Below are 26,561 nucleotides of genomic sequence, written 5' to 3' on the forward strand. Positions count from 1 at the left end.
GAAGCGAAGCGCCCGCTCCCCGACTGCACCTCGGAGGGCGGGCGCTTCTCGCGGTCCCCGGCCGGCGGGACCGTCGCCGACGCGACCCTGCACGGCTTCTCGCGGCTGGTCGGCGTCACTCCCCGATAAGGGCGTCAACGAACGCCTCCGGCTCGAACGGCGCGAGGTCGTCCGCGCCCTCGCCGAGCCCGATCAACTTGACCGGGACGCCCAGCTCACGCTGGACCGCGACGACGATGCCGCCCTTGGCGGTACCGTCCAGCTTGGTCAGCACGATGCCGGTGATGTCCACGACCTCGGCGAAGACCCGGGCCTGGACGAGGCCGTTCTGGCCGGTGGTGGCGTCGAGGACGAGGAGCACCTCGTCGAGCGGGGCGTGCTTCTCGACGACGCGCTTGACCTTGCCGAGTTCGTCCATGAGGCCGGTCTTGGTGTGCAGACGGCCGGCGGTGTCGATGAGGACCACGTCGACCCCCATCTCCTTGCCCTCCTTCACCGCGTCGAAGGCGACGGAGGCGGGGTCACCGGCCTCCGGACCGCGCACGGTGTAGGCGCCCACCCGCTCGCCCCAGGTCTGCAGCTGGTCGGCGGCGGCGGCGCGGAAGGTGTCGGCGGCGCCGAGGACGACGGTGCGGCCGTCGGCGACGAGGACCCGGGCGAGCTTGCCGGTGGTGGTGGTCTTGCCGGTGCCGTTGACGCCGACGACCATCACGATGCCGGGCTTGCGGTCGGCGGGCTCGGTCTTCACGGTGCGGTCGACGTCGGTGCCGACCAGCTTGAGCAGTTCGTCGCGCAGCAGTCCGCGCAGTTCCTGGGGCGTGCGGGTGCCGAGCACCTTGACGCGCTCGCGCAGGCCCTCGACCAGCTCCTGGGTGGGCTGGACGCCGACGTCGGCGGTGAGCAGCGTGTCCTCGATCTCCTCCCAGGTGTCGTCGTCGAGGTGCTCGCGCGACAGGAGGGTGAGCAGGCCCTTGCCCAGGGCGTTCTGGGAGCGGGACAGCCGGGCGCGCAGGCGGACCAGTCGGCCGGCGGTGGGCTCCGGGATCTCGATCGCGGGCGCCTCGACGAGGTCGGCGGGTGGTTCCTCGACCTCGGTCGGCGCGGTGCCGCCCGGGAGGTCCACCTCCTCGATCGTGCGGCGCGGTTCGTCGCGCGGTGTCTCGGCCTCTTCGCCGACGTGCGGCTCGGCCGGGGGCGCGGTGATGTCGGGGGCGGCCGGGGGCGGCGGCGGCAGCGGCTTCCGGCGCCGTGTGCCGACGATGAGCCCGCCGATCACGCCGAGCACGACCACGGCGATGATGACAGCAAGGATGACGGTTTCCATAACGGGTCCAGTATCCATCCCCCACCCCGAGGGGCCCGTCGGACGCCACGGCCGGGCGGCGGGCGGCGAGGGCGGGGAGCGGCGGGCCCAGCCGACGAGTCCGGGCCCGGGCGAGCGGCCCGCACCGGGAAGGGCGGCCGCGCCGGCCACGTCGCCGGGGCGGGCGCGATGCCCGGCGAGCCGTTCACGGCACGGCCGGCCCGGGCTCCCGGGCCCAACGCCACCCCCTGGCCATCTGATGCCCCGTCAGTTAGTGTCCCCGGCGGACCGCACCGGAAGGGGACCCGCATGCCCGTCACCGTCGTCCGCTTCAACCTGGTCGCACCCGGGGCCGGCCCCGCCGAGCTGCGGGAGAGGTACCGCGCCGCGCTGGAGATGGCCGCCTACGCCGACGAGCGCGGGGTCGGCACCGTGCAGACCGAGGAGCACCACGGGGTGGCGGACGGCTGGCTCCCCTCCCCGTTCGTCTTCGCGGGCGCGGTGCTGGGGGCGACACGGCGGCTGTCGGTCACGGTGTCGGCGGCGATCGGACCGCTGCACGATCCGCTGCGGCTGGCGGAGGACATCGCCGTGCTGGACCTGCTGAGCGGCGGGCGGCTGGTGACGGTGGCGGGGATCGGGTACCGGCCGCAGGAGTACGCGCGGGCCGGGGTGGACTGGCGGCGGCGCGGGCGACTGCAGGACGAGCTGCTGGAGACCTTGCTGGCGGCGTGGACCGGCGAGGAGTTCACCCACCGGGGCCGTACGGTACGGGTCACCCCGCGGCCGTACACCCGTCCGCACCCCTTGTTGCTGGTCGGCGGCTCGTCGCGGGCGGCGGCGCGGCGGGCGGCGCGGCTGGGGCTGCCGTTCTTCCCGAGCGCGCATCTGCCGGAGCTGGCGGCGTACTACGAGGAGCGGCTGGCGGAGTACGGCACCAAGGGCTGGTCGATGATGCCGGCGCCCAGGACACCGCTGCTGCACCTGTCGGAGGACCCGGAGCGCGCGTGGGCGCGGTACGGGCGGCACTTCCTGTACGAGGCGCGGACGTACGCCTCCTGGCAGTCCGGTGGGGTCCGGTCGGCGGTGACGTCGGCCGCGACGACGGTCGAGGAGCTGCGGCGGGAGGGCGTGTACCGGATCGTCACGCCGGACGAGTGCGTGGCCGAGGGGCTGGAGACCTGTGTGCTGCATCCGCTGGCGGGCGGGATGCCACCGGAGGAGGGGTGGCGCGGGCTGCGACTGCTGTGCGAGGGCGTACTGCCCCGGCTCTCGGTCTGACGGGCCGGGGCAGTACGCCTCACGGGTGTCGAGGAGCGGGCAGCGGGGACTGGGCCCGGATCCTCGAGTTCACGGGGGTGGTCAGCCCATCTCCTCCAGCGTCTTGCCCTTGGTCTCCTTGACGAACTTCAGGACGAACGGCACGGAGAGCGCCGCGCAGACCGTGTAGATCACGTAGGTCGTGGAGAGGTTCCAGTCGGCCAGTGAGGGGAAGCTCGCGGTGATGGCCCAGTTGGCGATCCACTGCGCGGCGGCGGCCACGCCCAGGGCGGCGGCGCGGATCCGGTTCGGGAACATCTCGCCGAGCATGACCCAGACGACCACGCCCCAGGACAGGGCGAAGAAGAGGACGAAGACGTGGGCCGCGATCAGGGCGGTCCACCCCTGGGCGGCCGGGAGCTTGCCGTCGACCAGGTCGAAGGAGAAGGCCCATGCCTCCAGGGCGAGGCCGGCCACCATGCCGACCGAGCCGATGATGGCGAGCGGGCGGCGGCCGACGCGGTCCACGAAGATCATCGCGACGACGGTGCCGACGATGTTGATGATCGACGTGGTGAAGGAGTAGAAGAACGAGTCCGTCGGGTCGACGCCGACCGACTGCCACAGCGTCGAGGAGTAGTAGAACGCGACGTTGATGCCGACGAACTGCTGGAAGACCGACAGGCCGATACCGACCCAGACGACCGGCTTGAAGAAGAAGGTGCCGCCGAGCAGGTCCTTGAAGGTGGACCTGTGCTCGCTCTTCATCGCGTGCTCGATCTCGGCGACGCGCGCGTCGAGGTCGATGTCCTCGCCCTCGACCTCGGCGAGGATCTCGCGTGCGCGCTCGCGCCGGCCGACGGAGAGAAGGAAGCGGGGGGACTCGGGGATGGCGAAGGAGAGCAGGCCGTAGAGGACGGCCGGGATCACCATGACGCCGAGCATGACCTGCCAGGCCTCCAGGCCCATCAGGGTGCCGCGCTGGTCGCCGCCGGCGGCGTTGAGCAGGCCCCAGTTGACCAGCTGCGAGATGGCGATGCCCACGACGATGGCAGCCTGCTGGAAGGAGCCGAGGCGGCCCCGGTAGGCGGGCGGGGCGACCTCGGCGATGTAGGCCGGGCCGATGACGGAGGCCATACCGATGGCGAAGCCGCCGACGACGCGCCACAGGGCGAGATCCCACAGGGCGAACGGGAGCGCGGAGCCGACGGCGCTGACCGCGAACAGCACGGCGGCGATCTGCATCACGCGGATCCGGCCGATACGGTCGGCGATCCGGCCGGCGGTCGCGGCGCCGATGGCGCAGCCGATCAGGGCGATGGCGATGACCTGGGCCAGCGCGGCGGAACCGATGTCGTAGCGGCCCCGGATCGCCTCGACGGCGCCGTTGATCACGGCGCTGTCGTAACCGAAGAGGAAGCCGCCCATCGCGGCCGCCGCCGCGATGAAGATGACGTGCCCGAGGTGATCGGGCGGAGCCACCCTGGCTGCTGTCCTGGCTGACTGCGCTGTGCTGGTCACGTGAACTCCTCGGGCCACCGGCAACGCCGCCGGCGCGTGGGGGTGAGTCCCCCCAGTGGGGCACGGCATACCGCCGACCACCAACTGAAGGTAAATACAACGCGGCCGAGCCTATGTCTTCAAGTTCCGAAATCAAGTGCTCAGAGATGTGACGTAAATGGCATCACAGCTGGCGTTTGAGTTCAAAACTTGAACGAACGAGGGAAGGGGAAGGGGAAGGCGTGAGGATCAGCGCAGGCGCTGACTGATCACCTTCGACACGCCGTCACCCTGCATGGACACGCCGTACAGCGCGTCGGCGACCTCCATGGTCCGCTTCTGGTGGGTGATGACGATCAGCTGCGAGGACTCCTGCAGCTCCTCCATGATGCGGATCAGCCGCTGCAGGTTGGTGTCGTCGAGGGCGGCCTCGACCTCGTCCATGACGTAGAACGGGCTGGGGCGGGCCTTGAAGATCGACACCAGCAGGGCCACGGCCGTCAGCGACCGCTCGCCGCCCGAGAGCAGGCTGAGCCGCTTGACCTTCTTGCCCGGCGGCCGCGCCTCGACGTCCACTCCGGTGGTGAGCATGTGGTCCGGGTCGGTCAGGACCAGCCGCCCCTCGCCCCCGGGGAAGAGCCGACTGAACACGCCCTCGAACTCACGGGCGGTGTCCCGGTAGGCCTCGGTGAAGACCTGCTCGACCCGTTCGTCGACCTCCTTCACCACCTGCAGCAGGTCGGCGCGGGTCTTCTTCAGGTCCTCCAGCTGCTCGCTGAGGAACTGATGGCGCTCCTCCAAGGCCGCGAACTCCTCAAGAGCGAGCGGATTCACCTTTCCGAGCTGCTGGTACGCCCGTTCGGCCGACCGCAGCCGCTTCTCCTGCTCGGTCCGGACGAACGGCCTCGGCCGGTTGCGCGGGTGCTCCGGATCCTCGGGGAGCTGTTCCCCCTCGGCCGGCAGGGAGGGCGGCACCAGCTGGTGCGGGCCGTACTCGGAGACGAGCCCGGCGGGCTCCACGCCCAGTTCCTCCAGCGCCTTCGTCTCCAGCTGCTCGATCCGCAGCCGCTTCTCGGCGCCGAGCACCTCACCGCGGTGCACGGAGTCGGTGAGCTTGTCGAGCTCCGCCTTCAGGTCGCGCCCCGCGGTGCGGGCGGCGGCCAGTTCCCGCTCGTGGCGTGCCTTGGCCGCCTCGGCGGCGCCCCGCTCCCGGTCGGCACGCTCCAGTGACACCTCGACGTGTGCCAGCAGCTGCCGGGAGCCGGAGGCCACGGCCTCGGCCACCGAGGCCTCGTGGCGCAGCCGGGCCCGCCGCTGCTCGGCACGCGCGCGTGCCTCGCGTTCCGCGCGCGCGGCCCGGTCGAGCGAGTCGGCGCGGCCGGCGAGCCCCTTGACCCGTTCCTCGTGGGTACGGACCTGCAGGCGCGCCTCCATCTCGGTCTGCCGGGCGTTGGCGCCGTCGGCGGCGAGCCGGTCCCGCGCCGAGGTGTCGGGCTCTTCCGCGCCCTCGCCCGCCGGGGCGCTCTCCTCGGCGACGGCCAGCCGTTCGGCGAGTTCCTCGACCTCTTCGAGAGCCCGGTCGAGCGCTTCCTGTGCCCGTGCGGCGGCCGCGACGGACCGCTCGGCCTCGCCGGCCGCACCGCGCGCCTGTCCGGCGAGCCGCCCGAGCCGCTGCGCGACCGCCGACTTCTCCCGGTCGGCGGCCCGGCGCCGCTCCGTCAACTCCTCCACGAGCGCGGCGGCCTCGGCGCGCCGCTCCCCCTCCGCGCGCTGCGCCTCGCTCAGCTCCTCGCACCGTACGGCCAGCTCGGCCAGCTCGGCGGCGGCCTCGTCGACGGACGCCTGCACCTCCAGCAGGCTGGGCGCCCCGGCCGACCCGCCGTGGGCGACATGCGCACCCAGCAGATCGCCGTCCGCGGTGACCGCCGTCAGCGACGGCTCCGCGTAGACCACCTCCTCGGCCTCCTCCAGCGTCCCGACCACGACGACATCCCGCAGCAGCCGCCGCACGGCGGGCATGAGCTCTGCAGGGCCCCGGACCAGGCCGGCGGCGAACGTACGAGGACTGCCTGAGGCGGGGCCCGCGGAGGAGGCCCCGGTGGGCGGGCGGTCGGCCGGGCCGACAGTGGGAGTGGCTACCGGCCCCGGCGACTCGGCGGCGGCCGAACCGGTGGTGGAGGCGGCCGGCGACCCCGGCGGCTCGATGGCGCGCGAGCCGGCGGCGGACGCGGCCGACGCCCTCGGCGACTCGGCGCCGGTCGAGCCGGCGATGGCGGTGCCCGACGACCCCGGCGACTCGATGCCGGCCGAGCCGACGGCGGACGCGGCGGCCCGCCCCGGTGGTCGGGCACCGGGCGGCCCGGCGGTGGCGGGGGCCGATCCGTCTCGGTCGGGGGCCGATCCGTCTCGCGAGAGGTTCGTCGACCCGGTGGCGAGGGCCGAGTGGTGCCGGGCGGCGACGGCCGAGTCATGCGGGGCGGCGGCGGTCGGCTCCGGTGGCTCGGCCGGAACGCGTTCGCCGGCGCCCCTCGCCGACTCGCGTTCCGCGGTCGCCGGGCTCTGCCCCGGCTCCTCCGGCGCGCCCGCCAGGAGGAGGGTCGCCCGGCCCGCGTCCTGTTTGCGCAGGAGGCGGAGGGCCTCGGCGGCACCGGCGGGTGTGGCGACTGCGACGGCGTCGGCGGCGGCGCCGAAGGCGGCGGCGAGGGGGACCTCGTATCCCGGGGTCACCGTGAGCAGTTCGGCCGCCGGACCCAGCAGGCCGGTCAGCCGGTCCCGCGCCGCGAGCAGCGCGCCCGTTCCGTCCTTGCGGCGCAGCCCCAGCGCAAGGGTGTCGTGGCGGGCCTGGGTGGCGGCACGCCGGCGCTCCGCCGCGCCGGCCGCCTCGCGGGCGGCGGTGAGGGCGGCCTCGGCCTCGCTGAGCCGCCGCTTGGCCGCGTCGTGCCGTTCGGCGAGGTCCGCGTCGTCGGCGTCGAGGCCGTCGACCTCGGCCTTGAGCGCCTCGTACTCCTCCTGCGCGGCGACGGCACGTTCCTGCGCCTCGTCGCGCGCCGCGGCGAGCCGGTCGATCTCGGCCTGCGCGGAGGCCGCGCGCGAGCGGGCCGCGTTCACCTGCCCGCTGAGCCGGGCCAGTCCCTCGCGCCGGTCGGCGATGGCGCGCGCGACATCCCTCAACCGCCTTTCCTCCGCGGCGAGTTCGCGCTCCAGTTCGGCGCGGTGGGCCACGGTGTCGTCGAGGGCGCGCCGGGCCGCCTCCAGGGCGGCCTCCAGTTCTGCCTCCTGCTCGCGGACGCGGGCGGCCTCGCGTTCCAGGTCCTCGGGGTCGCGCCCGCGCCGCTCGTCGGGCGGCGCGGAGGTGGCACTCTTCACGCGCGCGTCGGCGAGCGAGATGGTGCCCCGGACGCGTTCGGCGAGCTGGGAGAGCTCGTACCAGGTCTGCTGGGCGCGCTGGAGGCGCGGGGTGAGCCGGCGGACCTGGTCCTCCAGCAGGGCCTCCCGACGCAGGGCCTTGCGCAGCTCCTCCTCGGCGGCCTCCTTGCGCTCCTTGAGCGCGGCCTCGTCGGCGATCTCGGCCCGCAGCGCCTCCCGCAGGCGTACGAGATCGTCGGCGAGCAGGCGCAGCCGGGCGTCGCGCAGGTCGGCCTGGATCACGGCGGCCCGGCGCGCCACGGCGGCCTGGCGGCCGAGCGGCTTGAGCTGCCGGCGCAGTTCGTCGGTCAGGTCCTGCACGCGCGCGAGGTTGGCCTGCATCGCGTCGAGCTTGCGGAGTGCCTTCTCCTTGCGCTTGCGGTGCTTGAGCACACCGGCGGCCTCCTCGATGAAGGCGCGGCGGCCCATCGGGTCCGCGTGCAGGACGGAGTCGAGCTGCCCCTGGCCGACGATGACGTGCATCTCGCGGCCGATGCCGGAGTCGCTGAGCAGTTCCTGGATGTCGAGCAGCCGGCAGGTCTCACCGTTGATCTGGTACTCGCTGCCGCCGTTGCGGAACATGATCCGCGTGATGGTGACCTCGGCGTACTCGATGGGCAGCGCGCCGTCGGAGTTGTCGATGGTCAGGGACACCTCGGCGCGGCCCAGCGGCGGGCGGCCGGTGGTGCCGGCGAAGATGACGTCCTCCATCTTCCCGCCGCGCAGCGACTTGGCGCCCTGCTCGCCCATGACCCAGCTGAGCGCGTCCACGACGTTGGACTTGCCCGAACCGTTCGGGCCGACGACGCAGGTGATACCCGGCTCGAACCGGAGGGTGGTGGCCGAGGCGAACGACTTGAAGCCGCGGAGGGTCAGGGCCTTGAGGTGCACGCCGTCGGACTTTACCTCCCGGGGTCGTCTCACGGCGTGAACCGGTAGTTTCACCCTTGAACGTCCAGGGCACACCACTCGTTAAAGAGACTGAAAGGTGCGCGGGGCAACGAGGCGGGTCGCCGGTCAGGGCACCGGGGGAGGCGGGCAAGAAAGAAGGGACGCCGAAGCGTCCCTTGCAACTCTGACGGCCAAGCGGTTCGACGCGGTTGATACGGACAGACACAGCCGCTGCGAGCGCTGTGGGGAGCGGTGCAGCGATCAGGTGAGCGCAGGCTCCGCCTGGTGTGCGTCGATGCTCTCCATGATCCTGTCGTGAGAAGCGGCAGCCTGAAGGGCGTCCTTCTCGGCCTGGATCCTTACGAGTTCGGATTCCAGGTCCTGGACGCGCTGCTGGAGCCGTCGCATCTCGGCGAGGAGTCGCGGGTCGGAGCCGCCGACGTAACCGAGAAGCGCCTTTGCCATGATGGATGGTCCTCCACAATGAGTGACCGACCGATGCGGTGTGGGTCGTGAGGGATTCGCACCCGCGGTGCTTGGCAGGATCTTGTTCGTGCTGCCGTTCATCCATGCCAAACAGCTGGGTGCGCGGGGTACTTTCAGCGTCTCACCAAAAAGTTTGACGGTCAACACGATCACGCCCCGTATTGGCGGGCAACCCTGCTGCGCGCGGCCTGACACGGCACGCTGCGACTCCTGCGGGACCCCCGGGGCGTGGCGATCATCCTTGCGTGCGGAGCGCGCCACCGCAAGCTCTTCTCGGCAACCACCTGCTCCTTTCTCCCGGCCTGGTTGCCCTTGGCATAGTCCGCACCCTTCCGGGCCGACCGGGACGGCGGCGGGCTCAGCGGATCGCGAAACCCTCGTAGCCGCCGCGAGGTGTGTCCCAGATCTCTGTGACACCCTCCACGCGGCCGGGCGTGTCGTCACTCTGAAGCCACTCCAGGAGACCCTCGCAGCCGGTTCGCGGACCCTCGGCGACCACTTGGACGCGCCCGTCGGCCAAATTGAGAGCAAAACCACTCAGGCCGCCGATCTCAAGCGCTTTCGCCCGCGTGAACCAGCGGAAACCCACACCTTGGACATGTCCGCGCACCCAGGCGACCAGCCGTGCATCCTCGCTCATGGCTGCAACCTAACCGGCCGATGTCCCTCGGGACACTTCCTCCCCTCGTGCCATGCGGTACCGTCCCCACCCAATGCATCTCATATGAAACTCACTCCTTCGAGTGAGTCGCGTTGACCGTGGGGGACGCGTCGACCACCAGGACGAGGACGAGGAAGGCCAGGACATGGGACGCCACCGACGCTCCGACGCCGGCCGCGCCGCCACGGACCGTGCCACGGGCGCCGGCCGGCCGGACGGCCCGTTCATACCGACCCCCGCGGCCGGCGAGCCGTACGGAGGCGAGCACACCGCGAGGGGCGTCGCACCGTATCCGCACCAGCAGGCGTACGCCGACGCCAACGCCCGGAGCGAGCAGTACCTCTTCTCGACCGAGGGCTCGACCGAGGACTCCCCCGCCGCCCCCGCCGGGAACGCCTTCTTCCCGGACGACGGCCGGGACACCGCACGGACGGCCGTGCTCCCCGTCGTCGACGGCGACGGCCGCCCGGCGGGCGGGCACCGGCGCCGCAGGAAGACGGCGACCCCCGTCAGGACGGGCCTGCTCGGCGTCTCCGCCGCGGTCGCCCTGGGTACGGTGGCCGTCGCCACCGGTGTGGTGCCCGGCCTGGACAACTACCGGCTCGGCGGCAGTACCAGCACCGGCGAGGAGGTCAGGGCCGGGGACGCGCCGTCGAACTCGGCCTCGGAACAGGGCGGCACCTCCGGCTCCGTCGAACGCCCCACGACGACGCGGACCGCCGGCCCGGGCACCGGCCGTTCGGCCTCTCCGTCGGCCTCGCCCTCACCGTCGGCGTCGGCGTCGGCCTCGGCGACCCCGAGCGGGACCGTCTCGGTGAAGCCGTCGCTGACCCCGACGAAGCCCCCGGCACCGAAGCCGACCCCGACGCCGACGCCTTCCCGGACGGCCACCAAGGCTCCGCAGACGCAGCCCGGCACGGCTTTCGCCGTCTCGGCGGAGGACCAGGCGGCGGCCGAAGTGCTGCGGCTCGTGAACGAGGAGCGGGCCAAGGTCGGCTGCAGCGCGGTCTCCGCGAACAGCGCCCTCGCCCAGCTGGCCCAGGCCTTCAGCGAGGACATGGCCGCGCGCGGCTTCTTCGACCACACCGACCCCGACGGCAACACGCCCTGGGACCGCGCCGAGAAGGCCGGCGTCTCGGGCATGGGCGGCGAGAACATCGCCCGCGGCCAGGCGGACGCCGCCGCGGTCATGGAGGCCTGGATGAACAGCCCCGGCCACCGCGCCAACATCCTGAACTGCGACTTCAAGACCCTCGGCGTCGGCGTCCACTTCGGCTCGGGCGGGCCGTGGTGGACCCAGGACTTCGGCTACTGAGGACTTCGAGCTCCGAAGTCCTCGATCGCCGAGGTCACCGGGACCGCCGTCCGGCGGCCCGCCGGGTGGTCAGGCCGCCGTCGCCGCCCGGCCGAGGATGAGGACCTTCGCCGTCTCGGTGACCCGGCGGCCCAGGTGTTCGGCAGTGGCGGCGTCGGCCTTGTGGACGGCCTCCGGGCCCTCGTCGGCGTTGGTCTGAGCCGCGGCGCCGGAGAAGAAGCCGAGGCGGTTGAGGTCGTTCTCGGAGGCCGTGCTGCTGTTCCAGCCGGGCAGCAGCCCCAGGTTGACCCAGTGCATGCCGAGCTGCGCGGCGAGCGTCTGGAAGAACTGCAGGGTGTGCAGCTTGTCGCCGCTCTTGGAGGCGGAGTTGGTGAAGCCGGCGGCGAGCTTGTCCTTCCACGCCTGGGTGGCCCAGCGCTTGGAGGTGGCCTCGGCGAAGACGTGGAAGGCGCCGGACGCGGTGCCCATGTAGGTGGGCGAGCCGAAGACGATCGCGTCGGCGCGGTCCAGCAGCTCCCACTGCTCCTCGGTGATCTCGTCGACCTTGATCATGTGCACCTCGGCACCGGCGTCCCGGGCTCCGGCGAGGACGGCCTCGGCGAGGACGGCGGTGTGGCCGAAGCCGGAGTGGTGGGCGATGGCGACGACAGGGGTGTTCACGGTGGGTACTCCTCGGGCGGCAGCGAAGTGAACGGGGAAACGGCAGCCGGAACGAGCGGGGCGCGGCGGGGCCGCGACTCATCGGCACGAGCAAAAGGAAAGCACTAACTTTTGGTTAGTGCAACCCGAAAGTTAGCGCTGCCGTCGAGTACGCTGACGTCATGACCACCTCGCGGGAACGCACACCGGAGCGGGAAGGCTCGCCCGAGCAGGAGCGCACGCCGGAGCAGGAACTGCCGTACAACGTGTTCGCCAAGGCCTGCCCGTCGCGCGGCACGCTGGAGCACGTCACCGGCCGCTGGGGCGGGCTGACGCTCGGCGCGCTGCATGAGGGGGCGCTGCGCTTCAACGAGCTGCGGCGCCGCGTCGACGGCGTGAGCGAGAAGATGCTCTCCCAGACGCTGCAGGCCCTGGAGCGCGACGGCCTGGTGCACCGCGAGGCCCAGCCGACCAACCCGCCGCGCGTCGACTACGAACTGACGCCGCTGGGCCGGGAGGTCACCGAGCGGCTGCTGGGTCTGATCCACCTGGTGGAGGGCCGCATGGACGACGTCCTCGCCGCCCGGGAGCGCTACGACGCCACGCGCGGCGCCCGCTGACACTTCGGGCAGAAGTGGCTCGACCGGTTCATCCAGGCCCGGCGGCGCATCGGCGTACCGCAGCGCCGGCACGGCAGACCCTCGCGTCCGTAGGCGTCCAGTGACCGGTCGAAGTAGCCGGACTCGCCGTTGACGTTGACGTACAGGCTGTCGAAGCTGGTGCCGCCGACGGACAGGGCGTCGTTCATCACGTCCCTGACGTGGCCGAGCAGTTCCGCGGTGCGCGCGCGGGTGAGGGTCGCGGTGGGGCGCTCGTAGTGCAGGCGGGAGCGCCACAGCGCCTCGTCCGCGTAGATGTTGCCGACGCCGCTGATGAGTGACTGGTCCAGCAGGGCCCGCTTGATCGTCGTACGCCTGCGGCGCAGCGCCCGGTGGAACGCCTCGTCGTCGAAGAGCGGGTCGAGGGGGTCGCGCGCGATGTGCGCGATGACGTCGGGCAGCCCGTCGGGCGTGGTGTCGTGCAGGGACAGTCCGCCGAAGGTGCGCTGGTCGACGAAGCGCAGCTCGGTGCCCTGCAGGTCCGCGAACCGCACCCGGATCCGCAGGTGCTTCTCGGCGGGCGCCTCCCGCGGTTGCACCAGCAGTTGTCCGCTCATCCCGAGGTGGGCCAGGACCGCCTGGTCGGTGTCCTCCAGCGGCAGCCACAGGTACTTGCCGCGCCGGCCGGGCGTGCCGATGCGGTGTCCCCGGAGTCGGTGGGCGAAGTCGTCGGCGCCGGCCAGGTGACGGCGTACGGCGCGCGGGTGCAGCACCTCGGCGTCGGCGACGGTCCGGTGGGCGACCCACCGCTCCAGACCGCGCCGCACGACCTCGACCTCAGGCAATTCGGGCATGGCTCCCCCGGGACGACCGGTGTACGAGCCGAGCGCCCGCCCCGGGCAGGGGGCGGGCGCTCGGGATGCTGCTGTGGGTGTCAGGCGGAGGCGGGGGCCTCGTCGGCGCCCTCGGGAGACGGGACCGCCTCGGCGACCGCCTCGGCCGCCTGCTTGGCGCGTTCGTCCGCGGCCGCGCGGATGGACCGCCAGGCCGACTCGGCGGCCTGCTGCTCCGCCTCCTTCTTGCTGCGGCCGGTGCCGGTGCCGTACGAGACGCCTCCGACGCGGGCGGCAGCAGTGAAGGTCTTCTCGTGGTCCGGGCCGGTCTCCGTGACCAGGTACTCGGGGACGCCGAGCCCTTCGGTCGCGGTGAGTTCCTGGAGGCTGGTCTTCCAGTCCAGGCCGGCACCGAGGTTCGAGGACTTCTCGATCAACGGGTCGAACAGGCGGTGCACCAGTTCGGAGGCCGCGTCGAGACCCCGGTCGAGATAGACCGCGCCGATCACCGCTTCCAGGGTGTCGGCGAGGATGGATGCCTTGTCCCGGCCGCCCGTGCCCTCTTCACCGCGGCCGAGCCGGATGAAGGAACCCAGGTCGAGACCACGACCGACCTCCGCGAGCGCACGTGAGTTGACCACCGCGGCCCGCAGCTTGGCCAGCTGGCCCTCGGGCAGGTCGGGGTGGGTTCGGTACAGCGTGTCGGTGACGACGAGGCCGAGGACGGAGTCACCGAGGAACTCCAGCCGCTCGTTCGTCGGCAGACCGCCGTTCTCGTACGCGTAGGAACGGTGGGTCAGGGCTCGCACCAGAAGGGCGGACTCGACCTGGTAGCCGAGCCGCCCTTCCAGAACTGTGTGGGACGAGGCCTGCGGACCACCCCCGCGTTGGCGGGGACTACCCTTCGCGTCAGACACAGTGCCTCTCACCAGCCGCTCAGACCTCGAGGACCTGGCGCTTGTTGTAGGTGCCGCAAGACGGGCACGCGATGTGCTGCTGCTTGGGCTCGTGGCAGCGCTCGCACGCAACCAGGGTGGGGACCGCAGCCTTCCACTGCGACCGGCGGTGGCGCGTGTTGCTGCGCGACATCTTCCGCTTCGGAACAGCCACGGCTACTTCTCCTGCTTCTCGTCGACACCGGCTTCGGCGTCGCTCAACTCGTCCTTCTCGCCGTCCTTGAGTGAACCGGCGAGTCCCTGCAATGCCGCCCAACGGATGTCGGCGGCGTCATGGTGGTGGTCCGGGTCGTCCGCGAGCCGCTCTCCGCACTCGGAGCACAGTCCCGGGCAGTCTTCCTGGCACACCGGCTGCATCGGCAGTGCGAGCACCACCGCATCGCGCAGCAGAGGTTCGAGGTCGAAAAGTCCGTCCTCAAGGAAGAGCCTGTCCTCGTCGTCCTCGGCGTCGTCGCCCGGTTCCGCGTGGTGGACGCGGCCCCGGTCGTCGGCGTCAGGGTACGAGAACATCTCCTGGAAGTCCGCTTCCACGTCGAGCTGAAGCGGCTCCAGACACCTTACGCACTCCCCCTCGGCGCGTGCACGGGCGGTGCCTGTGACGAGCACCCCTTCCATGACCGACTCCAGGCGGAGTTCGAGCTCCACCGGGGCGCCTTCCGGCACCCCGACGACGTCCTGGATCCCGAGATCCTTGGGGGCGTCGACCGTGCGGGTCAGGCGCTGCAGCGCACCAGGACGCCGCCCCAGCTCGTGTGTGTCGAACACGAGGGGGTTGCGGTGGTCGAGGTGGGCGTTCAGAGCCATTCCTGCTTTCGGTTTCCGAGCTCGGGGACGCGCTGCCCGGTGTCCTGGGGCAGCGCTGATCGCGGTCATACACGCGACCGAAGAGCCAGGATACTGGAGCTTTCGCTCACAGCCCAATCCGGCCCCTGGGCCCCGAAGCCGTGGTCAGAGCCCGCGTTCCTGCTCGTACGCGCGCAGCTGCTCGGCGCTGATCATGCTGGTGTCGAAGAGGCTGGTCTCGTCGAGCGCGTTGGACTGGGCCGGGACGTGGGGCTGCTGCGGGTAGCCCTGCTGCGCCTGGCCGGGGTCGTAGCCGCCCTGCTGGGTGTCGTAGCCGCCCTGCTGGGTGTCGTAGCCCTGGTAGGCGCCCCCCGTCCGGGAGTAGCCGGTGGCGGCGTACGGGTCGGCCTGCTGGTACCCGTAGGCGTCCTGCTGGTAGGCGTACGCGTCCTGGCCCGCGCCGTAGGGGTCGGGCTGCTGCGGGACGGGGTCGCCGCCCGCCGGGGCGTAGCCGGGGGCGGGAGAGTACGCGGGCTGCGGCTCGTAGCCGGGCTGCTGGGGCTGTTGATGAGGCTGCTCGGCCGGGGCGTCCTGCTCGGCGAGGGCGGCCAGGTCTGCGAGGTAGTCGGCGTCGGAGGAGTGCTGGAAGGTCGTGGTGTCGTCGGCGAGGGCACCGAGGTCGTCGGTGGCGATCCGGCCGTGCAGCTTCTGCCGGCCGCGGCCGACCGCCTCCAGGGTCTTGGCCAGCACCGCCTCGAAGGCGCCCAGCTTGGCGTCGACGTAGCTGTCGGCGTCGCGGCGCAGGGTCTCCGGGTCGTGGCTGCGCTCGGGGGCGTCGTCCTCCGCGGGGTCCACGTACCCCTGCTCGTCCGGGGCCGGGCCGGTGCCCAGCAGTTTCTCGCGGCCGCGGCCGACCGAGCCGAGGGTCTTGGTGAGGACCACCTCGAAGTTGGCCAGCTTGGAGTCGACGTACTCGTCGGCCTCCGCGCGGATGTCCTCGGCCTCCTTGCGGGCCTCGGCGAGGATGCGGTCCGCCTCCGCCTGGGAGCGGCGGGCGATCTCGGTGTCGGAGATCAGGGAGCCGCGCTCGGCGTGCGCGCCGGCGATGATCTGCTCGGCCTCGTGGCGGGCCTGCTGGACCATCTGCTCGCGGTCGCCGATCAGCTCCCGGGCCTGGGCGAGGGAGTCGGGGAGGGCCGCCCGCACCTCCTCCAGCTTCGAGAGCAGTTCGGCGCGGTTGACCACGCACGAGGCCGACATCGGCATCGACCGGGCACTGGAGATCGCGGAGACGATCTCGTCGAGCTTGTTCTGCACGTCCACCGTGTGTCGCCACTCTCTACAGCTGTGTTGGAGACGGTCGGGACGACTGTAGCCCCATCAGTCCGCGTTCAGGCGAGCGTTCAGGGCCTCCAGCACGGCCGGCGGGACGAGGTGGGAGACGTCGCCGCCCCAGGTCGCCACCTCCTTGACGAGGGAGGAGGACAGGAAGCTGTAGGTGGGGTTGGTGGGGACGAACAGGGTCTCCACACCGGACAGGCCGTTGTTCATCTGGGCCATCTGCAGCTCGTAGTCGAAGTCGCTGACGGCGCGCAGGCCCTTGACGATGGCCGGGATGTCGCGCTCCTTGCAGAAGTCGACGAGGAGGCCGTGGAAGGCCTCCACCCGCACATTGCCGTAGTCGGCGGTGACCCGGCGGATCAGGTCGATCCGCTCGTCGATCTCGAACAGGCCCTTCTTGGACTTGTTGATCATCACCGCGACGTACACCTCGTCGTAGAGGCGGGAGGCGCGGGAGATGATGTCGAGGTGTCCGTTGGTGATCGGGTCGAACGACCCGGGGCAGACGGCGCGGCGCACTTGTGATCCCTCGCTCTCCGGTCCGGTCATCGTGCGTCTTCGCACGTAGAGGCGGCGCGACCGTACCAAAACGTTCCCTCGCCGTAGCGACGGGAGCGAAGCGGTTCGAAACCGTCCGGCCAGGCGAATTCGCCGCCTCTGGTGCTGCGCTCCACGGTGACGAGCGCTTGCTTATCGAGCCAGCCCTCCGAGCGGAGTGTGAGCAGGATCTCCCGAAGATCGTCGTCTGTGACCGCATATGGGGGGTCCAGGAAGACGAGGTCGTAGGGGTGCGGGGGCGGCGTCCTGATGATCTGTTCCGCCTTGCCGTGGCGCACCTCGGCGCCGGGCAGGCCGAGGCCGCGCACGTTGTCCCGGATGACGCGGGCCGCTCTGGCGTCGGCCTCGACCAGGAGGGTGTGGCCCGCGCCCCGGGAGAGGGCTTCCAGGCCTACGGCACCCGAGCCGGCGTAGAGGTCCAGGACGCGGTCGCCGTCCAGCGGGCCGCCCAGGAGCGACTGCCACGTGGAGAAGAGACCTTCGCGGGCCCGGTCGGAGGTGGGGCGGGTTCCGGTCCCGGGCGGGACGGCCAGGCGACGTCCACCGGCTGCTCCGGCGATCACGCGGGTCATCTGCGGTCCTTGGTCGTGGGTGGTTACGGACTAAGTGTGGCAGCCCCCGTCACGCCTTCTCCTTCACCTCTTCTCCCAGCGCAGCCCGCTTCGTCCCTTCAGCCCTTGGTTCCCTTTCAGCCCTTCGTTGCCTTCAGTGCTTCGTTCCCTTCAGCCCTTCGGCTCTTCGCCCCTCACCCCTTCTCCAGGTACTGCTCCCTCTCCTCGTCCAGGAGGGCGTCCAGGGCCGTCCTCAGTCCGGGGAGGGAGGTCAGCTCCGGATCCGAGGCCACCACCGCCGTCGCCTCCTCCCGCGCCTGCGCGATGATCTCCTCGTCGTCGATCACGGTGAGGACCCGCAGGGAGGAACGGGCGCCGGACTGGGCCTGGCCGAGGACGTCCCCCTCACGGCGCTGTTCCAGGTCGATGCGGGAGAGTTCGAAGCCGTCGAGGGTGGCGGCCACGGCGTCCAGGCGCCGGCGGGCGGCACTGGCCTCGGGCATCTCGGTGACCAGGAGGCAGAGGCCGGGAGCGGAGCCGCGGCCCACGCGGCCGCGCAGCTGGTGCAGCTGGGAGACGCCGAAGCGATCGCCGTCCATGATCACCATGACGGTGGCGTTGGGCACGTTGACGCCGACCTCGATGACGGTGGTGGCGACCAGGACGTCGGTGTCGCCGGCGGCGAAGCGGCGCATGACGGCGTCCTTGTCGTCGGGGGCCATACGGCCGTGCAGCACCTCGACGCGAAGCCCCCGCAGCGGGCCGGCGGCCAGCTGGGCGGCGACGTCCAGCACGGCGAGCGGGGGACGCTTCTCGGCCTCGTCCTCGGCGGACTTGCGGCCCTTCCCGGCGGCGTCCTCCTCGTCGCCGATGCGCGGGCAGACCACGTACGCCTGATGTCCCTTCGACACCTCCTCGCGCACCCGCTCCCAGGCGCGGGTCAGGAAGTGCGGTTTGTCGGCGGCCGGGACGACATGGCTGGCGATGGGTGAGCGGCCGGCCGGGAGCTGGTCGAGGACCGAGGTCTCCAGGTCGCCGAAGACGGTCATGGCTACGGTGCGCGGGATGGGCGTGGCGGTCATGACCAGCAGGTGTGGGGAACGCTTCTCCCCGTCGGGGGAGTGTGCCTTGCCGCGCAGTGCGTCGCGCTGTTCCACACCGAAGCGGTGCTGTTCGTCGACGACGACCAGGCCCAGGTCGTGGAAGCGCACCTTGTCCTCGATCAGCGCGTGGGTGCCGATCACGATGCCGGCCTCGCCGGTCACCAGGTCGAGCAGGGCCTGCCGACGGGCGGCGGCCCCCATGGACCCGGTGAGCAGGACCACCTTGGTGGCGTGCTCGGAGCCACCGAGCATGCCGCCCTCGGCCAGCTCACCCATCATCTCCACGATCGACCGGTGGTGCTGCTGGGCGAGCACCTCGGTGGGCGCCAGCATGGCGGCCTGCCCGCCCGCGTCGACGACGGCGAGCATGGCGCGAAGGGCGACCATCGTCTTTCCCGATCCGACCTCGCCCTGCAGCAGGCGGTGCATCGGGTGCTCCGTCGCCAGGTCGTCGAAGATCTCCTTCGAGACCTTGCGCTGGCCGTCCGTGAGGGTGAAGGGGAGGCGGTCGTCGAAGGCGGCCAGGAGGCCGTCGTGCCGGGGAGTCCGCGGCAGCGCCGGAAGTTGGGCGTCGGTGTGACGGCGGCGGGCGAGGGCGACCTGGAGGACGAAGGCCTCGTCCCACTTGAGGCGGTCCCGGGCGGCGGCGATGTCGGCCTTGGTGTGCGGGCGGTGGATCTTGAGCAGGGCCTCGGGCAGGGGGAGCAGAGCGCGGCCCTGGCGCAGGGTGCCGGGCAGCGGGTCGAGGGCCTCCTGAGCGCTGGGCAGGACCGTCTGCACGGCCTTGGCGATCTTCCAGGACTCCAGTTTGGCGGTGGCCGGGTAGAGGGGGATGAGGGCTCCGGCCCAGCTCTCGACGGTCTCCTCGGTGTCCGAGCGCAGCAGTTCGTAGGCGGGGTGGGCGAGTTGGAGGCGGCGGTTGAAGACGGAGACCTTGCCCGCGAACATCGCGCGGGTGCCCGGCAGGAGCTCCTTGTGGGGTTTGTGCACGCCGTGGCCGAAGAAGACCAGCTGGAGGCGGCCGCTGCCGTCGGTGATGGTGACTTCCAGCCGCTGCCCCTTGCCCCGGGGCGCCTTGGCCGAGGCGAAGGTGTGCAGGCGGGCGTCGGCGACCTGGGCGACCACGGTGACGTGCTCGTTCATGGGGAGGTCGGCGAGGTGGGTGAGCTGGCCGCGCTCCTCGTACCTGCGCGGGTAGTGGTGGAGGAGGTCGCCGACGGTGTGCAGGCCGAGGTGCTCGGCCATCACCTTCGCGGTGGCGGCGCCGAGCACGTTCTTCAGTGGTTGTTCCAGTGCGGGCACGAGATCCATTGCACACCACGGCACTGACATTCCCGTAGACGCCCGTCGAAGGACCTGGTCAGGCGCGTCGCTCCGGACTTAGGATGGCCCGCTCCAGCCATCCCGCGGCCACCGCCCCACACGGGACCGCCCGACCCCGCGCCGTCCCGAGCCCCCCACCGGCGCAGCGACGATGGACTCCCAGACCTCACAGTCATCCCAGTCAGCTCCTTCACCCCATACGTTCCAGGTCGACCTGCGCGGTCTGGTGGACCTGCTCTCCCATCACCTCTACTCCAGCCCCAAGGTCTACCTGCGCGAACTGCTGCAGAACGCCGTGGACGCCATCACCGCCCGGCGGGCGGCGGAACCCGACGCTCCGGCCAGGGTCCGGCTGGCCGCCGAGGGCGGTGCGCTGCGGGTGGAGGACTCCGGCGTCGGGCTGACCGAGGCCGATGTGCACGACCTGCTGGCGACGATCGGCCGCAGTTCCAAGCGGGCCGACGGACTGCGGGAGGCGCGCTCGGACTTCCTCGGGCAGTTCGGGATCGGGCTGCTGGCCTGTTTCGTGGTCGCCGAGCGGATCCGGGTGGTCAGCCGCAGCGCGCGCACCCCGGGGGCGCCTCCCGTGGAGTGGACGGCACGCGACGACGGTTCGTACACCGTGCGGACGCTGCCGGAGGAGGCGCGGACCGAACCCGGCACCACCGTGCACCTGGTGGCGCGGGCGGGCGCCGGGGAGTGGCTGGCGCCCGACCGGGTACGGGCGCTGGCACGGGACTTCGGGTCGCTGCTGCCGTACGACGTGCGGGTGGACGGGGAGGCGGTGACCGAGCTGCCGGCCCCCTGGGACCGGGCGTACCCGTCGCCGGCGGGCCGTCGGGTGGCGCTGGCCCGGCACTGCCACGAGTTGTTCGGCTTCACCCCCTTGGACTCGATCGACCTGTCGGTACCGGTGGCGGGGATCAGCGGGGTGGCGTACGTGCTGCCGTCGGCGGTCAGCCCGGCTCAGCGGGCCGGGCACCGGGTGCACCTGAAGGGCATGCTGCTGACCGAGCGTGCCGAACAGCTGCTGCCCGACTGGGCGTTCTTCGTGCGCTGCGTGCTGGACACCGACAGCCTGCGGCCGACGGCGTCCCGGGAGGCGCTGTACGAGGACGAGACGCTGGCCGCCGTGCGGGAGGCTCTGGGCGAGCGGATCCGGGGCTGGCTGACCGGGCTGGCGGCGGGCGATCCGGAGCGGCTGGCGGCGTTCCTGGCGGTGCACCACCTGGGCGTGAAGTCGCTGGCGCGGCATGACGCGGAGATGCTGCGCACGATGCTCCCGTGGCTGCCGTTCGAGACGACGGACGGCCGGCTGTCCCTGGAGGAGTTCGCGCGCCGCCACCCGGTGGTGCACTTCACGCGCACCGTGGAGGAGTACCGGCAGGTCGCGCCGATCGCCTCGGCGCAGGGCATCGGCGTGGTCAACGGCGGCTACACGTACGACGGCGAGCTGGTCGAGGCGCTGCCGGACGCGCGGCCGGGCACGGTGGTCGCGGAGCTGGACGCGGAGACCGTGACGGCGCACCTGGACCCCGTCGAGCCCTCGCGGGAGCTGGCGCTGTCGGGGTTCCTGGCGGCCGCGCGGGCCCGGCTGGATCCGCTGGGCTGCGACGTGGTGCTGCGTTCCTTCCATCCCCTGTCGGTGCCGGCGCTGCACCTGGACGACCGGGCGGCCCGCCATGAGCAGGCCCGGGCCGAGGCCGAGGCGCGGGCGGACGACCTGTGGGCGGGCATCCTCGGCTCACTGCGGGGCGAGGCACCACGCGCCCGTCTGGTGCTCAACCACCTCAACCCGCTGGTGCGGCGGATCAGTTCGGTGGCGGACCCGGAGCTGGCCGGAACGGCCACGGAGGCGCTGTACGGGCAGGCGCTGCTGATGGCCCAGCGGCCCCTGCGGCCGGCGGACTCGGCGCTGCTCAACCGGGCGTTCATCGGTCTGCTGGAGTGGGCCACCCATGGCGAGGAGGGACCGGGATGAGCGAGATCACCGACTTCGACTCGCTGCGCCGGGCGATGGCGGAGAACTCCGAGCAGCCGGAGGGCCCCGCGCGCAACGCGCGCGCGGAGGAGTTGCTGGCGGCGGCCGAGCGGCTGGACGTCCCGCTGGCGGTGATCGAGGCGCTCGGGCACCAGCTGAAGGTGTACAACTACAGCTCCGAGAAGGACAAGATGTTCGTCCCCTTCGCGCGGCTGCTGCGCATGTGGGACGAACGGCCGGAGGACTTCGACGCATACGAGGCGCACTCGCTGCACTGGGTGTTCAAGTGGATGACGGCCGGCATGCTCGACCAGCCGCACGTCCCGCTGGCGTCGGTGGAGAAGTGGCTCGGCGAGATGGAGCACCGCTACCGGCTCGCCGGGCACTCCGAACGGGCGGTGCGCGGTGCCGAGTTCGGTGTGGCCGCGCACGTCGGGGACGCAGTGCGGGCCGAACGGGCGTTCGCCGCCTGGCTGGCGGCGGACCGGGACGAGATGGCCGACTGCCTGGCGTGCGAGCTGCACGGGCAGGGCTGGTGGCGGGCGGAGCAGGGCCGTGACGAGGAGGCCCTGGAGCTGTGGGGGCCGGTGCTGGACGGAACCTACACGTGCGCGCACGAGCCGCACACGGCGCTCGCGTCGTCGCTGGTGCCCCTGTTGCGCCTGGGCCGTACGGAGGAGGCCCGCGCGCACCATCTGCGCGGCTTCCGGCTGGTGCGGCCCATGGAGAGCATGCGCGCCGCGTACGCGGACCACGTCGAGTTCTGCGCGCTGACCGGCAACGAGGCGCGGGCCCTGGAGCTGCTGGCCCAGCGGCCGGCGTACTTCACGGACGACGGGCATCCGCGCAGCAAGCTGGAGTTCCTGAGCGTGGTCGTGCTGCTGATGGACCGGCTGTGCGCGCTGGGTCTGGCCGGACAGCGCGTGCCGGGGCCGGCGGGGCGGGCCTGGACGGCGGGGGAACTCGCCGCGCACGCGCGCGTGGAGGCGTCCGCGCTGGCCGCCAGCTTCGACGCGCGCAACGCCACACCGCACGTCGGGGAGCGGGCACGCGCGCGCATGGCGCGCCGGCCCCTGGTGGAGCGGCTGCCGCTGGGCGTGCGCGCGGCGCGGCCGCCGGTGGCCGCGCCGACGGCGCCGGTGGTGGCGGTGGCGCCCGACCCGGGAGGTGAACTCGGCGAGCTGCTGGCCCGGGCGCGTGCGCTGTCCGACGGGTTGCGGCCGAACGCCGTGGAGGCCTGGGCGGCGGTGGCCCGGGCGGCCGAAGGGGCCGCCGGGGTGGTGCTGGACGCGCGGGACCGCGCGGAGATCGCCGACCACGAGGCGATGGGGCTGGGCACACAGGGCGCCGAGGCCTTCGAGCGTGCCGCCGCCCTGTACGCGGAGGCCGGCGACCCCGGCGAGGCGCTGGCCGCACGCACGCGTGCGGCGTACGTCCGCGCTCTCGGCGGGGACGTGCCCGGCGCGCTGCGGGCGGTCGCCGAACCGTACGACGCGGTCCTCGCGCTGTACGCCGAGGGCGGGACGGGGGTACGGCAGGCGGCGGGGGTGCTGATCGGCCGGGCCCGGATCCTGATGCGCCGGGTCCACGAGGCGCAGGCCGACGGGGCCGGGACGGTCGGCGGGGCCCGGACCGGCGCGCCGGCCGAGGCCGCCGTGCGGGAGCTGCTGGCACTGGTCGAGGGGCGCGTCGACGGCGATGTCCTGCTGGCGACCCGGGTCGCGGAGGGGCATGCCATGCTCGCCGAGCTGGCCGTGCGGTCGGGCGACCCGGAGTCCGGGGCGGAGCTGTTCCGGCGGTCCGCGCGGGAGTTCACCGAGGCCGGGGTGGCCTGGTTCGCCGTGGAGTACGAGGCCCGGCTGGCCGGTCTCGCCCATCAGCTCGGCGACCCGGCGGAGGCGGAGCGGGCGCTGCGGTCGGCCCTGACGCACGGCGGAGCCCATCTGGAGCCGGTCGGACGGGCTCAGCTGCATCTGCAGCTCGCCGAGGTGGTCGGCGGCCGGGGTGAGTGGGCGGAGGCCGCCGAGCACGCCCTGGAGGCGGCGCACTGGGCCGACGAGGCGGGCGAGGGCCCGACGCTCGGCGCGTGGGCGCGGCACCAGCTCGGCGGGTTCCTGCTCCGGCAGGGCCGGTGGGCCGAGGCCGCGGAGGTGCTGGAGTCCGCGCTGGCGGACCTGGACCCGGCCGGCCACGGCGACGGTGCGGTCGTGCAGACCCGGTGGTGGCTCGGGGACTGTCTGAGCGAGCTCGGTGAGCACCGGGCCGCCGCCGAGCACCGGCTGCGGGCCGCGGACATCGCCCGGCGCTGGCCCGAGCAGCACGACCACGCCACCCTGGCGCATCTCGCCGCCGACTCCCTCGGCCAGGCGGGGATGCCCGCCGAGGCGGAGCAGGCCTACCGGCGCGCGGGCGACCTGTGGCGCTCCCTGGGCCACACGCACGGCGTGGTGCGCGCCCTGCGCGCCCGCGCGTGGCTGGCACTGGGCACCGGCGTGGACGGCGCTCGGGACGCGCGCGAGCTGATGGAGAGCGCCGTGAGCGAGTGCGCCGACGCGCTGGGGGCGGTGGGGGACGACGAGGAGGCGCGGCCGGCACTGGTGGTGGAGCTCGGCCACACGCACCGCCAGTTCGGCGATCTGCTGGCCCGCTCCGCCGCCGAGGACGCCGACGACGAGTCCATCCGGGCGACGCTGGAGGCGGCGCTGTCGCAGATGGCGCAGGCGGTGGCCGTCTTCGCCCCGCTCGCCGGCGCCGCCGTGCACGCCCGTACCGGCGCGGACCTGGCCGCCGGCTGGCTGGAGACCGACCTCGGGCGGCCCGCCCGGGCGGCGGCACGCGCGCGTGCGGTGCTGGCGGCGTACGGCGACCCGGCCGGCGACGACGAGCCGGCGCGGGCCCGCCGGGCCGAGGCGGAGCAGCTGCTGGCCACGGCGGAGGAACCGGAGGCCGGCTGACGGGGCCCTCTCCTGCACGGGGGCGTCGGGACGCTACTCCACGCCGATGAGGAGCAGCGAGCCCTGTCGGCCTCCCCGGTACACCACGGTGTCGACGGCGAGGTAGGCCTCGCGCACCCGGGCCTGCAAGTGCTCCGCGATGCCGTCGGGGGCCTCGTCGCCGAGCACCAGGGTGACGAGTTCGCCGCCCGCCGCGAGCATCCGGTCGAGGACGGTGCGGGCGGTCTCGGTGACGTCCGCGCCGATCACCGCGACGTCGCCGTCGATGAGGCCGAGGACGTCGCCGGCCTGGCAGATGCCGGCCATGGTCCACGACTGGCGCTCGGCGACGGTGACCTCGGCGTAGCGGGTGGCGCCGGCCGCCGAGGTCATCGCCACGACGTCCTCGTCGAAGCGCCGGCCGGGTTCGTGGACGGCGAGCGCTGCGATGCCCTGGACCGCGGAGCGGGTGGGGATCAGGGCGACACGGATGCCCTCGGCGCGGCTCTGCTCGGCGGCCGCGGCGGCGGTGTGGCGCAGGTCGGCGTCGTTGGGCAGCAGCACGACCTCGCGCGCGTGGGCACGCCGTACCGCCTCGACGAGCTCGCCGCTGGCGGGCGGCTCCCCGGGGCGCGCCAGCACGGTGGTCGCGCCGGCCTCGGCGCACAGCCCGGCCAGGCCCTCGCCGGGCACCACGGCGACGACGGCGCGCTGGACGCGTTCACGGGGCGGGCGCTCGCCTCGCGCGGTGTGCACGTCGCCCGCGCCGAAGTGGGTGATCCTGATCCGGTACGGCCGCCCGGCCTCGATACCGGCCTCCACGGCGGCACCGGCGTCGTCGACGTGCACGTGAACGTTCCACAGGCCGTCGCCGCCGACCACGACCAGGGAGTCGCCGAGGGTGTCCAGCCTCTGCCGCAGGCGTGCCACGGCGGCGTCGTCGGCCTCCAGCAGGTAGATCACCTCGAACGCGGGACCGTCGTCCTCCGCGTGGTCCGCGGGCGCGACGTTCCGCTCCTCGCCCGGCGGCACGCACACGTGCGCGTCGCCGGGCGGTTCCGTGGGCTCCACGCGCGCGTGGCCGCCGGGTGCGCCGTCGCGGTGATGCCGGAAGCCGGCCGAGCCGTCCGTGTCCACCGGGCCGGGTGTCTCCCCCGTGAACGTCTCCACGAGGGCCCCGAGGACCGCCACCAGCCCCCGCCCGCCGGCGTCGACCACGCCGGCCCGTTCGAGGACCGGCAGCTGGGACGGCGTCTCGGCGAGCGCCCGGCACGCCCCCCGGTAGGCGGCCCGGGCCACGGCCCCGCAGTCGCTCCCCGCCGTCCCGGAGCGGCCCGTCGACTTCCCGGCCACTTCGCCCGCCGTCTCACGGCCGGCGTCGCGCTCCGCTCCCGACACCGTTCCGGATCCCGAACCGCCCACTGCCTCGGCCACTGCCTCGGCCGCGGCTTCGGCCGCCGCCGAGGCGACCGACAGGACGGTGCCGGCGACGGGGTGGGCCACGGCCTGACGGGCCGAGTCGGCGGCGCGGCGCAGAGCGAGACTCAGGCCCGGGCCGTCCGTGTGCGGACTGTCGGCGTCGCCGGCGAGCACCTGGGCCATGCCCCTCAGCAGCTGGGCGAGGATCGTGCCGGAGTTCCCGCGTGCCCCGATCAGCGCGCCGTGCGCCATCGCGTGCGTGGCGTCGGCGAGCGAGGGCCCACCGGTCGCCCCGGCAACGCCGCCGCCGTCGCCCCCGTCACCCTCATCGGCCCCGTCAGTCCCATCGGCCCCTCCGCCCGCCTGGACGCCCCGGGCCGCGTACCCCGCGAACACCGCCTCGACGGCGGCCGCCGCCGATTCGACCGTCAGGTAGAGGTTGGTGCCGGTGTCCCCGTCGGCCACCGGGTACACGTTGATCGCGTCGATCTCCTCACGCGCGCGTCCCAGCGCCCGGAGCGCGAGACCGCACCAGGTGCGTACCGCGAGAGCATCGAAGAATGTCTGCGGCACCTGCGCCACCTGCGCCTCCTTGAGCTGCTGGACGTGGGACGCAGCGTAGACCGTGAACGGGTGTGCGCCGGTAAGAGGGCCGTGCGAGGGCGGCCGGGGCCGGGAGCGGTCCCGGCGGCGGCCATGGTAGTTTCGTTCTACGGGAGCA

The 26,561-nt window shown here is 73.0% G+C and carries 20 protein-coding genes; 5 read left to right on the plus strand and 15 right to left on the minus strand.

What is annotated here, in order from left to right; translation table 11 throughout:
• Window positions 1-115: 115 nt before the first annotated feature.
• Window positions 116-1,324, minus strand: coding sequence for a signal recognition particle-docking protein FtsY (gene ftsY / locus ACSLTV_RS20405; RefSeq protein WP_432138904.1), 1,209 nt, complete (start codon window positions 1,322-1,324; stop codon window positions 116-118).
• Window positions 1,325-1,612: 288 nt separating this feature from the next.
• Between ftsY and ACSLTV_RS20410 the strand changes: the two genes are divergently transcribed.
• Complete coding sequence (locus ACSLTV_RS20410) at window positions 1,613-2,584, plus strand: LLM class flavin-dependent oxidoreductase (RefSeq protein WP_435612615.1); 972 nt, start codon at window positions 1,613-1,615, stop codon at window positions 2,582-2,584.
• An 81-nt stretch (window positions 2,585-2,665) separates the two neighbouring features.
• On the opposite strand, the gene ACSLTV_RS20415 is transcribed toward ACSLTV_RS20410, so the two are convergent.
• From ACSLTV_RS20415 to ACSLTV_RS20430, 4 genes are all read right to left on the minus strand, one after another.
• Complete coding sequence (locus ACSLTV_RS20415; RefSeq protein ID WP_432138906.1) at window positions 2,666-4,084, minus strand: sugar porter family MFS transporter; 1,419 nt, start codon at window positions 4,082-4,084, stop codon at window positions 2,666-2,668.
• A gap of 228 nt (window positions 4,085-4,312) precedes the next feature.
• Complete coding sequence (locus ACSLTV_RS20420; RefSeq protein WP_435612616.1) at window positions 4,313-8,359, minus strand: AAA family ATPase; 4,047 nt, start codon at window positions 8,357-8,359, stop codon at window positions 4,313-4,315.
• A gap of 261 nt (window positions 8,360-8,620) precedes the next feature.
• Window positions 8,621-8,824, minus strand: a complete 204-nt coding sequence (locus ACSLTV_RS20425; RefSeq protein WP_031485142.1) for a hypothetical protein — start codon at window positions 8,822-8,824, stop codon at window positions 8,621-8,623.
• A gap of 379 nt (window positions 8,825-9,203) precedes the next feature.
• Window positions 9,204-9,485: an acylphosphatase gene (locus tag ACSLTV_RS20430; protein ID WP_432138908.1), complete on the minus strand. Its 282-nt coding sequence runs from the start codon at window positions 9,483-9,485 to the stop codon at window positions 9,204-9,206.
• Between the two features lie 166 nt (window positions 9,486-9,651).
• On the opposite strand from ACSLTV_RS20430, the gene ACSLTV_RS20435 reads away from it, so the two are divergent.
• Complete coding sequence (locus tag ACSLTV_RS20435; RefSeq protein WP_435612626.1) at window positions 9,652-10,821, plus strand: CAP domain-containing protein; 1,170 nt, start codon at window positions 9,652-9,654, stop codon at window positions 10,819-10,821.
• Window positions 10,822-10,890: 69 nt separating this feature from the next.
• Here ACSLTV_RS20435 and ACSLTV_RS20440 read toward each other — a convergent pair whose 3' ends face one another.
• Window positions 10,891-11,481, minus strand: a complete 591-nt coding sequence (locus tag ACSLTV_RS20440) for a flavodoxin family protein (RefSeq protein WP_435612617.1) — start codon at window positions 11,479-11,481, stop codon at window positions 10,891-10,893.
• Window positions 11,482-11,642: 161 nt separating this feature from the next.
• Between ACSLTV_RS20440 and ACSLTV_RS20445 the strand changes: the two genes are divergently transcribed.
• Window positions 11,643-12,080, plus strand: a complete 438-nt coding sequence (locus tag ACSLTV_RS20445; RefSeq protein WP_432138910.1) for a winged helix-turn-helix transcriptional regulator — start codon at window positions 11,643-11,645, stop codon at window positions 12,078-12,080.
• Here the strand turns inward: ACSLTV_RS20445 and mutM are convergent.
• The 8 genes from mutM to recG form a co-directional block, all read right to left on the minus strand.
• The gene (gene mutM / locus ACSLTV_RS20450) at window positions 12,053-12,913 is read right to left on the minus strand and encodes a bifunctional DNA-formamidopyrimidine glycosylase/DNA-(apurinic or apyrimidinic site) lyase (RefSeq protein WP_435612618.1); all 861 of its coding nucleotides are present in this window, start codon (window positions 12,911-12,913) and stop codon (window positions 12,053-12,055) included. The two genes, ACSLTV_RS20445 and mutM, sit on opposite strands and share 28 nt — an antisense overlap.
• An 80-nt stretch (window positions 12,914-12,993) precedes the next feature.
• Window positions 12,994-13,821, minus strand: a complete 828-nt coding sequence (gene rnc, locus ACSLTV_RS20455; protein ID WP_432138912.1) for a ribonuclease III — start codon at window positions 13,819-13,821, stop codon at window positions 12,994-12,996.
• Between the two features lie 7 nt (window positions 13,822-13,828).
• On the minus strand, window positions 13,829-14,002 hold the full coding sequence (rpmF, locus tag ACSLTV_RS20460; RefSeq protein WP_003951102.1) for a 50S ribosomal protein L32: 174 nt from the start codon (window positions 14,000-14,002) through the stop codon (window positions 13,829-13,831).
• 2 nt (window positions 14,003-14,004) lie between these two features.
• Window positions 14,005-14,652 (minus strand): YceD family protein, encoded by a 648-nt coding sequence (locus ACSLTV_RS20465; protein WP_432138913.1) that lies wholly within the window; start codon window positions 14,650-14,652, stop codon window positions 14,005-14,007.
• Between the two features lie 144 nt (window positions 14,653-14,796).
• Window positions 14,797-15,954, minus strand: coding sequence for a cell division initiation protein (locus tag ACSLTV_RS20470; RefSeq protein ID WP_432138914.1), 1,158 nt, complete (start codon window positions 15,952-15,954; stop codon window positions 14,797-14,799).
• 57 nt (window positions 15,955-16,011) lie between these two features.
• Window positions 16,012-16,491, minus strand: coding sequence for a pantetheine-phosphate adenylyltransferase (gene coaD / locus ACSLTV_RS20475; protein ID WP_432138944.1), 480 nt, complete (start codon window positions 16,489-16,491; stop codon window positions 16,012-16,014).
• Window positions 16,492-16,517: 26 nt separating this feature from the next.
• Window positions 16,518-17,102, minus strand: a complete 585-nt coding sequence (gene rsmD / locus ACSLTV_RS20480; protein WP_432138915.1) for a 16S rRNA (guanine(966)-N(2))-methyltransferase RsmD — start codon at window positions 17,100-17,102, stop codon at window positions 16,518-16,520.
• Between the two features lie 173 nt (window positions 17,103-17,275).
• Window positions 17,276-19,495, minus strand: a complete 2,220-nt coding sequence (gene recG / locus ACSLTV_RS20485) for an ATP-dependent DNA helicase RecG (protein WP_435612619.1) — start codon at window positions 19,493-19,495, stop codon at window positions 17,276-17,278.
• Window positions 19,496-19,658: 163 nt separating this feature from the next.
• Here recG and ACSLTV_RS20490 point away from each other — a divergent pair, with 163 nt between their 5' ends.
• Window positions 19,659-21,488 carry an HSP90 family protein gene (locus ACSLTV_RS20490; protein WP_432155504.1) on the plus strand — a complete coding sequence of 610 codons (1,830 nt, stop codon included), beginning with the start codon at window positions 19,659-19,661 and terminating at the stop codon, window positions 21,486-21,488.
• Window positions 21,485-24,442: a tetratricopeptide repeat protein gene (locus ACSLTV_RS20495; RefSeq protein WP_432155503.1), complete on the plus strand. Its 2,958-nt coding sequence runs from the start codon at window positions 21,485-21,487 to the stop codon at window positions 24,440-24,442. Before ACSLTV_RS20490 ends, ACSLTV_RS20495 begins: the two co-directional genes overlap by 4 nt.
• A gap of 33 nt (window positions 24,443-24,475) precedes the next feature.
• On the opposite strand, the gene ACSLTV_RS20500 is transcribed toward ACSLTV_RS20495, so the two are convergent.
• On the minus strand, window positions 24,476-26,422 hold the full coding sequence (locus ACSLTV_RS20500; RefSeq protein WP_435612620.1) for a DAK2 domain-containing protein: 1,947 nt from the start codon (window positions 26,420-26,422) through the stop codon (window positions 24,476-24,478).
• Between the last annotated feature and the right edge of the window lie 139 nt (window positions 26,423-26,561).

The organism is Streptomyces sp. bgisy159, assembly GCF_965341775.1.
Lineage (GTDB): Bacteria > Actinomycetota > Actinomycetes > Streptomycetales > Streptomycetaceae > Streptomyces.

Bases quoted from the DNA above. Each gene is read 5' to 3' on its own strand.
- ftsY (WP_432138904.1), bottom strand. From the start codon at position 1,324: ATGGAAACCGTCATCCTTGCTGTCATCATCGCCGTGGTCGTGCTCGGC.
- ACSLTV_RS20410 (WP_435612615.1), top strand. From the start codon at position 1,613: ATGCCCGTCACCGTCGTCCGCTTCAACCTGGTCGCACCCGGGGCCGGC.
- ACSLTV_RS20425 (WP_031485142.1), bottom strand. From the start codon at position 8,824: ATGGCAAAGGCGCTTCTCGGTTACGTCGGCGGCTCCGACCCGCGACTC.
- ACSLTV_RS20430 (WP_432138908.1), bottom strand. From the start codon at position 9,485: ATGAGCGAGGATGCACGGCTGGTCGCCTGGGTGCGCGGACATGTCCAA.
- ACSLTV_RS20435 (WP_435612626.1), top strand. From the start codon at position 9,652: ATGGGACGCCACCGACGCTCCGACGCCGGCCGCGCCGCCACGGACCGT.
- ACSLTV_RS20445 (WP_432138910.1), top strand. From the start codon at position 11,643: ATGACCACCTCGCGGGAACGCACACCGGAGCGGGAAGGCTCGCCCGAG.
- mutM (WP_435612618.1), bottom strand. From the start codon at position 12,913: ATGCCCGAATTGCCTGAGGTCGAGGTCGTGCGGCGCGGTCTGGAGCGG.
- ACSLTV_RS20465 (WP_432138913.1), bottom strand. From the start codon at position 14,652: ATGGCTCTGAACGCCCACCTCGACCACCGCAACCCCCTCGTGTTCGAC.
- rsmD (WP_432138915.1), bottom strand. From the start codon at position 17,102: ATGACCCGCGTGATCGCCGGAGCAGCCGGTGGACGTCGCCTGGCCGTC.
- recG (WP_435612619.1), bottom strand. From the start codon at position 19,495: ATGGATCTCGTGCCCGCACTGGAACAACCACTGAAGAACGTGCTCGGC.
- ACSLTV_RS20490 (WP_432155504.1), top strand. From the start codon at position 19,659: ATGGACTCCCAGACCTCACAGTCATCCCAGTCAGCTCCTTCACCCCAT.
- ACSLTV_RS20495 (WP_432155503.1), top strand. From the start codon at position 21,485: ATGAGCGAGATCACCGACTTCGACTCGCTGCGCCGGGCGATGGCGGAG.